The 12,992-nt window shown below is 72.0% G+C and carries 8 protein-coding genes; 7 read left to right on the top strand and 1 reads right to left on the bottom strand.

Features of this window, described 5'->3' with window-relative positions:
* Window positions 1-10: 10 nt before the first annotated feature.
* From dapF to hflX, 4 genes are all read left to right on the top strand, one after another.
* Window positions 11-898, top strand: coding sequence for a diaminopimelate epimerase (gene dapF / locus AC5WS8_RS10815; RefSeq protein WP_496103107.1), 888 nt, complete (start codon window positions 11-13; stop codon window positions 896-898).
* 408 nt (window positions 899-1,306) lie between these two features.
* The gene (locus AC5WS8_RS10810) at window positions 1,307-3,490 is read left to right on the top strand and encodes a RelA/SpoT family protein (protein WP_496103106.1); all 2,184 of its coding nucleotides are present in this window, start codon (window positions 1,307-1,309) and stop codon (window positions 3,488-3,490) included.
* A 227-nt stretch (window positions 3,491-3,717) separates the two neighbouring features.
* Window positions 3,718-5,217 carry a M1 family metallopeptidase gene (locus tag AC5WS8_RS10805; RefSeq protein WP_496103105.1) on the top strand — a complete coding sequence of 500 codons (1,500 nt, stop codon included), beginning with the start codon at window positions 3,718-3,720 and terminating at the stop codon, window positions 5,215-5,217.
* 172 nt (window positions 5,218-5,389) lie between these two features.
* On the top strand, window positions 5,390-6,880 hold the full coding sequence (hflX, locus tag AC5WS8_RS10800; RefSeq protein WP_496103104.1) for a GTPase HflX: 1,491 nt from the start codon (window positions 5,390-5,392) through the stop codon (window positions 6,878-6,880).
* 103 nt (window positions 6,881-6,983) lie between these two features.
* Here the strand turns inward: hflX and AC5WS8_RS10795 are convergent, their stop codons facing one another.
* Window positions 6,984-8,210 (bottom strand): trypsin-like serine peptidase, encoded by a 1,227-nt coding sequence (locus AC5WS8_RS10795; RefSeq protein WP_496103103.1) that lies wholly within the window; start codon window positions 8,208-8,210, stop codon window positions 6,984-6,986.
* Window positions 8,211-8,595: 385 nt separating this feature from the next.
* On the opposite strand from AC5WS8_RS10795, the gene AC5WS8_RS10790 reads away from it, so the two are divergent.
* From AC5WS8_RS10790 to AC5WS8_RS10780, 3 genes are all read left to right on the top strand, one after another.
* Entirely contained in the window at window positions 8,596-9,960 is a 1,365-nt protein-coding gene (locus AC5WS8_RS10790; RefSeq protein WP_496103156.1) for a diaminobutyrate--2-oxoglutarate transaminase family protein, read from the top strand.
* 347 nt (window positions 9,961-10,307) lie between these two features.
* A complete protein-coding gene (locus AC5WS8_RS10785) occupies window positions 10,308-12,143 on the top strand; it encodes an IucA/IucC family protein (protein WP_496103155.1) in 1,836 nt (611 codons plus the stop codon).
* Between the two features lie 70 nt (window positions 12,144-12,213).
* Window positions 12,214-12,927: a GNAT family N-acetyltransferase gene (locus tag AC5WS8_RS10780; protein ID WP_496103102.1), complete on the top strand. Its 714-nt coding sequence runs from the start codon at window positions 12,214-12,216 to the stop codon at window positions 12,925-12,927.
* The last annotated feature ends 65 nt before the right edge of the window (window positions 12,928-12,992 follow it).

The raw sequence follows: 12,992 nt of genomic DNA, 5'->3' as shown, positions 1-12,992 counted from the left end.
CGATCGAGGAATGAGCACGCGGATCGCCTTCCTCAAGGGGCACGGCACGGAGAACGACTTCGTGATCGTCCCGGACCCCGAGAACGTCATCGACCTGCCCCCGGCCACCGTCGCCGCCCTGTGCGACCGCCGCGCGGGCATCGGCGGCGACGGTCTGCTGCACGTCGTGCGCTCCGCGGCGCACCCCGAGGCCGAGGAGATGGCCGGGGAGGCGGAGTGGTTCATGGACTACCGCAACAGCGACGGCTCGGTCGCGGAGATGTGCGGCAACGGGGTACGGGTGTTCGCGCGCTACCTCCAGCGCGCCGGTCATGTGACCGAGGGCGATCTAACGGTCGCCACGCGCGGCGGCGTCAAGACCGTCCACATCGCGAAGGACGGTGAGGTCACCGTCGGCATGGGCCGTGCCGTGCTGCCCGAAGGGGAGGTCACGGTCGGTGTCGGCGAGCGCAGCTGGCCCGCGCGCAACGTGAACATGGGCAACCCGCACGCGGTGGCCTTCGTGGACGACCTCGCGCACGCGGGGAACCTGTTCACCCCGCCCCCGTTCAGCCCGGCCTCCGCCTACCCGGACGGGGTGAACGTCGAGTTCGTGGTCGACCGCGCTCCCCGCCACGTCGCGATGCGCGTCCACGAACGCGGCTCCGGGGAGACCCGCTCGTGCGGCACCGGCGCATGCGCGGTGGCCGTCGCCGCGGCCCGCCGCGACGGCGCGGACCCGGCCGTGACGGGCACCCCCGTCACGTACACCGTGGACGTCCTCGGCGGCACCCTGGTGATCACCGAGCGCCCGGACGGCGAGATCGAGATGACCGGTCCGGCGGTGATCGTCGCCGAGGGCGAGATCGACGCCGAGTGGCTCAGGACCGCGGTATCCGCTGACGCGCCCGCGAACTGAAGTCCCGGCGTTGGCCTTTGGGGGGCGAACGGATGGAGCGCCGAAGCACGGTGTGGCACGCGGGCGATGACGCTGCGCCTCGCGTGGTGGCTGGAAAGCGTGGTCGGCCGCTTCGCCGTACGCCTCCGGATCGCAGAGACGGCCGCTTCCGGTGCTCGGATCCGCAGCTCGAGGCCGGTGGGAGAGTCGTAATCGACGGACTGGGCGATTTCCCCTGGCTGAAACGCGTAAACCTTCAGGATGTCGCTCGAATGGGTGATCCGTTTCACGCTCGACGAGAGCCGGTCGGGCGGGCGTGGTGGGCTCGATAGCATCAAGCACCGGCCGGGACGGGGACCGTCGCGAGCCCCTGCGCCGCGAATCGCCATCAGGCACCCCGTCCGCCGGTCCACGCAGCCGGAGGTGCCCATGAGTGCGGAGGCCACGAACCCTGCCGACCCCGCCCCTGCTACGCCCGGGGCCCACCGAAGGAAGAGCCGCGCCCGGCTCGACCTGCGCCGGCTGGGCCGGGCCGCAGTGCTCGGCCCGGCCACCCGTGACCGGCTGCCCGACGCGATCGGCCACGTCGTCGAGGCCCACCGCGCCCACCACCCCGAGGCCGACCTCGAACCGCTGCGCCGCGCCTACCTGTTGGCCGAGTCCTCGCACCGGGGGCAGATGCGCAAGAGCGGCGAGCCGTACATCACCCACCCCCTTGCCGTGACCCTGATCCTGGCGGAACTCGGCGCCGAGACCACGACCTTGACCGCCTCCCTCCTCCACGACACCGTCGAGGACACGGATGTGACGCTCGAGCAGGTGCGCGAGGAGTTCGGCGAGGAGGTGCGCTACCTCGTCGACGGTGTCACCAAGCTGGAGAAGGTCGACTACGGAGCGGCCGCCGAGCCCGAGACCTTCCGCAAGATGCTCGTCGCCGCCGGCAACGACGTCCGCGTCATGTCGATCAAACTCGCCGACCGGCTGCACAACATGCGCACTCTCGGCGTGATGCGCCGGGAGAAACAGGAACGCATCGCGAAGGTCACCCGGGACGTGCTGATCCCGCTCGCCGAACGCCTCGGCGTGCAGGCGCTCAAGACCGAACTCGAGGACCTCGTGTTCGCGGTCCTGCACCCCGAGGAGTACGAGCACACCAGGGAACTGATCGCCGAGAACGCGGCGCACGGCGACGATCCGCTCGCCGAGACCGCCGACCGGGTGCGCACGGTGCTGCGCGAGGCCGGGATCCCGGCGGAAGTCCTCATCCGGCCACGCCACTCCGTCTCCGTCCACCGCGTCTCCCGCAAGCGGGGCCGGCTGCGCGGAGCGGACTTCGGGCGCCTGCTGGTACTCGTGAACGAGGACGCCGACTGCTACGCGGTCCTCGGCGAACTGCACACCTGCCTGACCCCGGTGGTCTCCGAGTTCAAGGACTTCATCGCCGTCCCCAAGTTCAACCTGTACCAGTCCCTGCACACGGCGGTCGCGCGGGAGGACGGCGAGGTCGCCGAAGTGCTCATCCGCACCCACCAGATGCACAAGGTCGCCGAGGCGGGAGTGATCGCGCTCGGCAATCCCTACGCCCCCGCCTCCGACGATCCGGCCGACGGTGAGCGCGCCGACCCCACCCGGCCCGGCTGGCTCTCCCGGCTGCTTCAGTGGCAGCAGGCGACGCCGGACACCGACATGTTCTGGTCGTCGCTGCGCGAGGACCTCGCCCAGGACCGGGAGATCACCGTGTTCCGCCCCGACGGGGGCGCCATGGGGCTTCCCGAGGGCGCGAGTTGCGTGGACGCGGCCTACGCGCAGTACGGGGAGGACGCGCACGCCTGTATCGGCGCCCGGGTCAACGGCCGGCTGGCGACGCTGAGCACGGTTCTGAAGGACGGCGACACCGTGCAGCTCCTCATGGGTCAGGACCCCGCCTCGGAGCCGTCCCGGGAATGGTTGGAGCACGCCCACACGCCGGCCGCGCGCATCGCGATCCAGCGCTGGCTGGCGGCGCATCCGGCGCCCGCCGAGACACCGGGTGACGCGTCGGCGCCGGGCGTCCGGGGCTCGCTCGACGACAGTGCCACGCACGACTCAGCGCTCGGCAGCGCCGCCCGCCCGCCCGCGCTGCCCGCGCGCCCCACCCCGGAGGCGCCCGCCCTGCGGGCCGCCAACGCCGTCGTGGACCTGCCCGGCGCATCCGTGCGCCTCGCGGGCTGCTGTACGCCCGTGCCGCCGGACGAGGTCACCGGCTTCGCCGTGCGCGGGGGCGTGGTGACCGTGCACCGCGTCGAATGCGCCGGAGTGGAGCGCATGAAGAGCGCCGGGCGTAAGGAGGTCGGCGTGCGCTGGGGGGACACCACCGAATGCCGGGTCACGCTCGTCGCGGAGTCCTTCGGCCGTCCGCACCTGCTGGCGGACCTCACCGAGGCCATCGCCCTGGAGGGCGTCGCCATCGTCTCGGCCACGGTCGAACCCCCGAGCCAGCAGCGCGTACGCCACACGTACACACTCCAGCTCCCGGACGCGACCCATCTCCCGGCCCTGATGCGGGCGATGCGGAACGTCCCGGGGGTGTACGACGTGAGCAGAGCCCGGCATCCGGCGACGACCGTGCACTGAGGCTGTCACGGGAGGCGTCGGGCCGTCGGCCGACTCCCGTACGGCCCGTCGGCCGTCCCGCGTGCAAGACCCGCCGGCCGTCCCCGGCGACCGGCGCCTCCGGACGGGCCGCCTCCGGACGGCCATGCGGCCCCCGCCCGGTCGGCCCTCCCCCCGGCTGAACCCGTTCGAGTGGGGCCGATGCGCGTCGGGCACGTGCGGAGGGTGCGCGCTGATAGCGGTGGTCCATGCCGCTCAGCCTTCGTTCCGTCACAGCACGTGTCCACCGTGCACAGGCGGCCCTCCTCGCCTGTGCCGTCTCCGGCTGTCTGATCGCCGCGAACGCCCCCTCGCCCGCCGTTCCCCTCGGCATCGGTGACCGGCTCTACCCCACGCTCGGCAACCCCGGATACGACGTCCGGGCCTATGACCTGTCCTTCACCTACACCGGCGACAACCGCAAGCCGCTCGCCGCCGTGACCACCATCGACGCCCGCACCACCCAGCGACTGGAGCGCGTCAACCTGGACTTCGCGCACGGCACGGTCGCGTCCGTCGACGTCAACGGCACGCCCGCGGACTTCACCTTCGCGGGGGAGGATCTGGTGATCACACCTGATGCCCCGCTCCCCAAGGGCCGCCTGCTGCGCATCACGGTGCGGCACACCAGCGACCCCGTCTCCGGCAAGGACCGGCAGGGCGGCTGGGTACGCACCGGCGACGGGCTCGCCATGGCCAATCAGGCCGACGTCGCCCACCTGGTCTTCCCGTGCAACGACCACCCCTCCGACAAGGCGATGTTCACCCTTCACGTGACCACGCCGGACGACTACACGGCCGTGGCGAACGGAGTCCCGGTGAGCACCCGGCGCAGCGGGGGGACCACCACCCGTACCTACCGCACCGAACACCCCATGGCCACGGAACTCGCCCAGGTGTCCATCGGCCGCACCGCCGTTCTGCACCGCAAGGGACCCCACGGTCTTCCCCTTCGCGACGTGGTTCCGGCCAAGGACCGGGCGAAACTCGAACCCTGGCTGAAGAAGACACCCGACCAGATCGCATGGCTGGAGAAGAAGGTCGGTCTGTACCCCTTCGAGACCTACGGGGTGCTGATCGCCCAGGCCGACACCGGGTTCGAACTCGAGACGCAGACCCTCTCCCTCTTCGAGGAACACGTGTTCACGGAACCCGCCTACCCCAAGTGGTACGTCGAGTCGATCATGGTGCATGAGCTGTCCCACCAGTGGTTCGGCGACAGCGTCAGCCCGCGCGCCTGGTCCGACCTGTGGCTCAACGAGGGACATGCCACCTGGTACGAGGCCCTCTACGCGGACGAGACGGCGCACCGGTCCCTTCAGCAGCGCATGAAGGCGGCGTACACCCTCTCCGACCGCTGGCGCGCCTCGGGCGGACCGCCCGCCGCGCCCAAGGCCCCGAAGCCCGGCCACAAGATCGGCATCTTCCGGCCCAACGTCTACGACGGAGCCGCCCTGGTGCTCTACGCCCTGCGCCAGGAGATCGGCGCCACCGCCTTCCAGCGCCTGGAGCGGGCCTGGGTGGCCCTGCACCACGACTCCACGGCGACCACGGCCGACTTCGAGCGCCTGGCGTCCGCCACCGCCGGACGCGACCTCGGCGCCTTCTTCAGGGGCTGGCTCCACAGCGAGAAGACCCCGCCGATGCCGGGCCACCCGGACTGGAAGACCGACCCCGTCGACGGCAAAGGCGCCGAACAACTCGGATGACGGGACCGGCCGTGCCGTGGGACCATCATCAGGTCGGCGGCGCGGCCCTCCGGGGCGGGTGACCGGGAATCTTCCGGGGCACCCGAGCGTTGTCACCGGTGACGAGTCCTGTGACAGGCCCATGGGGCCGGCACCCCGTCATCGCCATCGGATCAATCGACGTAAGGACCCAATGACCTCCTCTTCTTCCCCTTCCCAGGACGCCAAGCGCCTTGCGCACGCCTACCCCGAAGGTCTTCGGGCCGATGCCCTGATGGAAGAGGACGTCGCCTGGAGCCACGAGTTCGACGGAGAGCGGGACGGCGACCAGTTCGACCGCTCCGAGCGCGCGGCTCTGCGCCGTGTAGCGGGCCTTTCCACCGAGCTCGAGGACGTCACCGAGGTCGAGTACCGGCAGCTGCGCCTGGAGCGCGTCGTGCTCGTCGGGGTGTGGACGTCGGGGACCGTGCAGGACGCGGAGAACTCCCTCGCCGAGCTGGCAGCCCTCGCCGAGACCGCGGGCGCGCTGGTGCTCGACGGCGTGACCCAGCGCCGCGACACGCCCGATGCGGCCACCTACATCGGCTCCGGCAAGGCAACCGAGCTGCGCGACGTCGTCCTCGAGACGGGCGCCGACACCGTCATCTGCGACGGTGAGCTGAGCCCGGCCCAGCTGATCCATCTCGAGGACGTCGTCAAGGTCAAGGTCATCGACCGTACGGCGCTGATCCTCGACATCTTCGCCCAGCACGCGAAGTCCCGCGAGGGCAAGGCACAGGTCGCACTGGCCCAGATGCAGTACATGCTGCCGAGGCTCCGCGGCTGGGGCCAGTCGCTGTCGAGGCAGATGGGCGGCGGCAGCGGCGGCCTCGCGACCCGTGGCCCCGGTGAGACCAAGATCGAGACGGACCGTCGGCGGATCCGCGAGAAGATGGCGAAGATGCGCCGGGAGATCGCGGAGATGAAGACCGGTCGCGAGATCAAGCGCCAGGAGCGCAGGCGCCACAAGGTGCCCTCGGTCGCCATCGCGGGCTACACCAACGCCGGCAAGTCGTCCCTGCTCAACCGCCTCACCGGCGCGGGCGTCCTGGTCGAGAACGCGCTGTTCGCGACCCTCGACCCGACCGTGCGCCGGGCCCAGACCCCGAGCGGGCGGCTGTACACGCTGGCGGACACCGTCGGTTTTGTGCGGCACCTGCCGCACCACCTGGTCGAGGCGTTCCGCTCCACGATGGAGGAGGTCGGCGACTCCGACCTGATCCTGCACGTGGTCGACGGTTCGCACCCGAACCCGGAGGAGCAGCTGGCCGCCGTGCGCGAGGTGATCACGGACGTCGGCGCCACCGACGTACCCGAGATCGTCGTCATCAACAAGGCGGACGCGGCGGACCCGCTGGTGCTCCAGCGACTGCTGCGGATCGAGAAGCGCGCCCTCGCGGTCTCGGCCCGCACCGGCCAGGGCATCGAGGAATTGCTGGCACTCATCGACGACGAGCTGCCGAGGCCGTCGGTGGAGATCGAGGCCCTGGTGCCCTACACCCACGGCCGATTGGTCGCGCGCGCCCACTCCGAGGGTGAGGTGATCTCCGAGGAGCACACCCCGGAGGGCACCGTGCTCAAGGCCCGGGTGCACGAGGAACTGGCGGCGGAACTGGCGCCGTACACGCCGGCTTCCGCGCTCTGATCCACCGCGCCCCGTGGCGCGAAGTGTCGAAGCCCGCTTCCTGCGACAGGGAGCGGGCTTCGCGCCTTCACGGGTGTTCGGGGCCGAAGGACGGCGCGGCGCCTCACGGGTGCGCGAACTTCCTGCTGACCCCCTCGTAGACGCCCTTGGCCACCGCTCCCAGCCGCGGACCGGCCAGCCAGCCCGATGTCACCGGGCCGATCGAGGTGTTGGAGACCAGGGCGGGCTTGCCGTCGGCACCCGTCTCCACCCACCCGCCGCCGGACGCACCGCCCGTCATGGTGCAGCCGATGCGGTACATCGTCGGGTCCGTCCGTGCGAGCGACAGCCGGCCCGGCTTGTCCTGGCAGCGGTACAGCTTCTGGCCGTCGTACGGGGGCGCGGCCGGATAGCCGGTCACGGTGATGCTGCCGACCTTCGGAACGGCCGGCGCGTCGAAGTTCACCGGGAGCGCCGAACCGACGGTCTCCTCCAGGGACTTGCCTCCGTTGCCCTGCTCCGGCGTCACATGGATGACGGCGAAGTCGTACGACGCGCCCCGGCCACCCGTCTCGCCGCCCTGTTCGATCCACTGCTGGGAGGTTCGCGCCCAGTCACCCCACCAGACTCCGAACGGGGCGACCTCCTGCCGCGTCGCGTTCCGCAGCTCTGCCGCTGCCAGCCCGGAGTTGTTGTACGCGGGTACGAAGGCGATGTTGCGGTACCAGCCGCCGTCCCTGCCCGCGTGCACACAGTGGCCCGCCGTCCACACGAGGTTGGACTTTCCCGGGTGCGCCGGGTCCTCCACCACGGTTCCCGAACAGACCATCGTGCCCTTGGGGGAGTCGAAGAACACCTTCCCCGCCGGGGGAGCGTTGTCGTGGTACGCGGCCGGCACCGCCTGCGCCTTCACCGGTGCCGGGGTGGGGTCGGTGACGCCCTGGTCACCCGAGAGGTCGCCCGCGCCGACCTTCTTGGCCGGGTCGTTGGCCCTGCGCATCCGGTCCGGGTTCCACAGGCCCTTGATGATCGGGTTGATGAAATCGTCGGCCTCGCGCAGCCAGTCGTCCTTGTTCCAGTTCTTCCAGGCGCCGTGCTTCCACTTGTCGATGTCGATCCCATGCCGCTTGAGCTTCTGCCTGATGTCGTCCGGGATCTTGATCTTGCCGTCAGCGGAGGTGGACGCGGACGCGCTCGCCCCCGCGTTCGTGTCGCTGCTGCCGCCCGAGTCGCACGCGGTCACCGTCAGCGCCAGCGCCGTCGCGAGACCGACCGCAGCCGGCACGGGGGAGGTTCTGCGGTGCGCACCGCCTTTCGAGCGGACGGCGAAGAGCGGTCGTATCGGTCGCATGGTGGAACTCCCCCTGGAGACAACGGCGTCGGAAAGTGACGTACCGCCGAGGACGACGGTGGGCAACGGATGATCACGGGCTTCCGCCGAACGGCATCACAGACTATGCGTTCGCTGTGCGGGAGCTCCCACGGAACCGCAACGGTTGCGTCACGGCGGCGGCCAACGCAAAGATCTTCCGCCCGCCCGCTTCCCCGCGCTCCTCGGGTCGTTGGTAGGTGTGGGGCCTGCCGTCCCGGCTCCAGCCCTCGGCCATCGCCTCTGAGCAGCGGGAGGAACTGACGTCGTGACCGTGACGGAGACTGCGGTGGTGCCGGTGGAGGGCGCGTCCAAGGGGCGCGCGGGAGCCGAGAAGGGGCGTGAGGGGGCTGACGGAACCGAGCGTGTGCGCGGGGCGCACGAAGGCATTCTGCGGCGGCAGTCGGCGCGTGAGTCCGCGGCGCGAACGTACGCGCGCGCCCTTCCGATCGTGCCGGTGCGGGCGCGCGGGCTCACCATCGAGGGCGCCGACGGGCGCCGCTATCTGGACTGCCTCTCCGGCGCGGGCACGCTGGCCCTCGGCCACAACCACCCGGTGGTCCTGGAAGCGATCCGGAAGGTCCTGGACTCCGGTGCGCCGCTCCACGTCCTGGACCTGGCCACACCCGTGAAGGACGCCTTCACCACGGAGCTGTTCCGCACCCTGCCGCCCGCCCTGGCCGATCGCGCACGTGTGCAGTTCTGCGGACCAGCCGGGACGGACGCCGTCGAGGCGGCACTGAAACTGGTGCGCACCGCCACCGGACGACGGGGCATCCTCGCCTTCACCGGCGCCTACCACGGCATGACCGCGGGGGCGCTCGAGGCGTCCGGGGGCGCGGGCGACGTCCGTGTCACCCGTCTGCCGTTCCCCCAGGACTACCGCTGCCCGTTCGGGGTCGGCGGCGAGCGCGGCGCCGAACTCTCCGCGCGCTGGACGGAGTCCCTCCTGGACGACACCAAGTCGGGGGTGCCGCTGCCCGCCGGGATGATCCTCGAACCGGTCCAGGGCGAGGGCGGGGTGCACCCGGCGCCGGACGCGTGGCTGCGCCGTATGCGGCGGATCACCGAGGCCCGGGCCATCCCGCTGGTCGCGGACGAGGTACAGACGGGCGTGGGCCGCACCGGACGCTTCTGGGCGGTCGAACACAGCGGGGTGGTGCCCGATGTGATGGTCCTGTCCAAGGCGATCGGCGGCAGCCTGCCGCTCGCCGTCGTCGTCTACCGCGACGACCTCGACGTGTGGAAGCCCGGCGCCCACGCCGGAACGTTCCGCGGCAACCAGCTCGCCATGGCGGCCGGCACCGCGACCCTCGCCTACGTCCGTGAGAACCGCCTCGCCGAGCGCGCGGACGCGCTCGGTGCCCGCATGCTGGACTGCCTCCGCCGCCTCGCCGCCGAATTCCCGTGCGTGGGGGACGTGCGCGGCCGGGGGCTGATGATCGGCATCGAACTGGTGAACCCCGAGTCCGCATCCGATCCGGCGTACCCGGACTCCCCGCCATCCCCCCTCGAGGGCACCGGACCGCGCCCCGCCGCGCCCTCGCTGGCCGTCGCCGTGCAGCGGGAGTGCCTGAGGCGCGGTCTGATCGTGGAGCTGGGCGGGCGGCACGCCAGCGTGATCCGGCTGCTGCCACCGCTGACAATCAGTGACGAGCAGACGGACGCGGTCCTGGACCGGCTCGCGGACGCCGTGGCGGCGGTGGCCGGAGGGCCGATGGCTCATCCGTGAGCCGCCCGGTCCGCCTGGTCCCCGGCCCGGGCACGAGGACGGCGTTGGCCCGGTACGACCCCGGTCGGTCCCCGTACGACCGTCACCGGCACCCAGGACCACCGGCCCCGCGCCCGCCCACACCGCGCCCGCCCACACCGCACCCGCCCACACCCGCATCGTCCGGCCCGCCGCCGTACGAGCCGGAACGGCCTCATGAGGTACCGCCTTTGAACGCCACCCCCACCCGTGACGGCGACTACTCCGCCCGTGACGGCGACTACTCCGCCCGTGACGGCGACCGTCGTGCCGCCACGCAGGCCACCGGCCGCGGGCGGGCAACCGTGTCCGCACCGGGACCCGGCCTGCTGCCCTCGCAGCAGGCGACGTCACCGGAGGCCGACCACGCGCACGGCGGCACCGCCGACCCTCTGGCCCACCCCGACCCGCACACAGCGGCCCAGGCCGCGACCGCGGAGAACCTGCTGCGCTGCTGGGTCCGCGAGAACGACCTCGCCGCTCCCGCCGACGGCACTCTGCGCATTCCGCTCCCCGCGAGCGGTACGGCCCTTCTCGTCCCCGTCCGTCACTGGTCCCCGACCGGTTGGCACCGCTTCGGCCTGCCCCGCCTGGCCGGCGCTCCGGAGCAGACCCCGCCGGTGGACGCGGTGACGGTGGCGGCACTGCTGGCACGTGAGACGGCGCCGGCCGCGGCCGCACCGTGCCCGGAGCCCGGTGCCCTGCCACCCCACGTCACCGACCTGCTGGCCCGCGTCGCCGACTCCGTACGCCGCACCGCCACCTTCCTGACCGATCGCCGCCGGCGTCCCGAGGACGGAGCGGACCTCTTCCTCTCCGCCGAACAGGCGCTGCTGCTCGGACATCCACTGCACCCCACGGCCAAGAGCCGCGAGGACCTTTCGGACACCGAGGCGCGGCTCTACTCACCGGAGCTGCGCGGCTCCTTCCCGCTGCACTGGTTCGCGGTCGCGCCCTCGGTGTGCGCGGCCGACTCGGCCTGGACGGAAGGCGGCCGGCCCGTGCCCGCCGACCGGCTCACCGAACGGCTCGCCGGCCCGGACCTCCCGCTGCCCGCCGGCTTCACCGCGCTGCCGCTGCACCCCTGGCAGGCGCGCGAGATCCGGCACCGCCCCGAGGCGGCAGCCCTGCTGGACGCCGGCCTGCTCCGGGACCTCGGCCCCCACGGCGCACTCTGGCACCCCACCTCCTCCGTCCGCACGGTCCACCGCTCGCTCGCGCCCGCGATGCTCAAGCTGTCGCTGGGCCTGCGCATCACCAACTCCCGGCGCGAGAACCTCCGCAAGGAGCTCCACCGGGGTGTCGAGGTGCATCGTCTGCTGCGCGGCGGCCTCGGCAGGCAGTGGCGCACGGCGCACCCGGGCTTCGACATCGTCCGCGACCCGGCCTGGGTGGCCGTCGACGACCAGGCCGGCAACGCCGTGGCCGGACTCGACGTGGTGATCCGCCACAACCCGTTCGCCCCGGCGGACGACGCCTCCTGTGTCGCCGGACTCGTCTCGCCCAGGCCCCGCCCGTGTCCCGACGGACAGCAGAGCCCCGCCCTGCGCTCCCGGCTCGCCGAGGTCGTCACCCGCCTCGCCGGGCGCACCGGACGCTCGCGCGGGGCCGTCGCCACCGAGTGGTTCCTGCGCTATCTCCACCATGTGGTGCGCCCGGTGCTCTGGCTGGACGGCGAGACAGGCATCGCCCTGGAGGCACACCAGCAGAACACCGTGCTTCTGCTGGACGCCGAGGGCTGGCCCGCGGGCGGACGCTACCGCGACAACCAGGGTTACTACTTCCGTGTATCCCGCCGCGCCGAACTCGACGCACGGCTGCCCGGTATCGGCGAGAACAGCGACACGTTCGTCTCCGACGAGGTCACCGACGAACGCTTCGCCTACTACCTCGGTGTCAACAACGTGCTCGGTCTCATCGGAGCGTTCGGCTCCCAGCACCTCGCCGACGAGCGGGTACTGCTCGCCGCCTTCCGCCGCTTCCTCTCCGACACCGCCACCGGCCCCGACCGGCTGCGCACGCCCCTGCCGGCCCGCCTGCTCGACTCACCCGTCCTGCGGTGCAAGGCCAATCTGCTGACCCGGCTGCACGGCCTGGACGAACTCGTAGGACCGGTCGACACGCAGTCCGTCTACGTCACCATCACCAACCCCCTGCGTCTCTGACCCGGCCGCCATCGACCGCCTTCATCCCCGAGGCACACGACCCGTCCCGTCTTCTGAGAGGAGCGTCGCCGTGCCCCCCACCGACGCGAGCACCGACACCGGTCCGAACTCCGGCGCCGACGGCGAGGAAACCCTCGATCTTCGGCTGCCCGGTGAGTTCCTGGCGCTCCGCGTCCAGGACCAGCCGGGCCTGTCGGCCCTCCTGCCCGACGACGACCTCCTCGACCACGTCTCCGACTGGGGCGCCACGACCACCCCCGTCGGGGTGTTCCAGCTCGTGCCGGTCCACCTCGGCCGCGATCTCCCGCTGATCGCACGCTGGATGAACGACCCCGCCGTGGCGGTCTTCTGGGAACTCGCCGGAGACGCCTCGGTCACCGAGCGGCACCTGCGCGCCCAACTCGCCGGTGACGGACGCAGCGTGCCCTGCCTCGGCGTGCTGGACGGCACCCCCATGAGCTACTGGGAGATCTACCGCGCGGACCTCGACCCGCTGGCCCGCAACTACCCGGCCCGTCCCCACGACACCGGAATCCACCTCCTCATCGGCGGTGTCGCCGACCGCGGGCGCGGCCTCGGCTCCGCACTGCTCCGCTGCGTCTCCGACCTCATCCTCGACCGGCGCCTTGCCTGCACGCGCGTCGTCGCCGAACCCGACCTGCGCAACACCCCCTCCGTCGCCGCGTTCCTGAGCGCCGGCTTCCGGTTCTCCGCCGAGGTCGACCTGCCCGACAAGCGGGCCGCCCTGATGGTCCGAGACCGGGCCCTGCGCCGTCTGCTCTAGCGCCCTGCACCAGTTGAGTCACTCTGTGTAACGGTGCTGCCGTCGCCCAGGTTCCCCGTCGGAGG

Source organism: Streptomyces sp. PTL18, from assembly GCF_059510295.1.
Note: the sequence above shows the minus strand (reverse complement) of the source record. Positions and strands in the feature narration are given on the sequence as shown.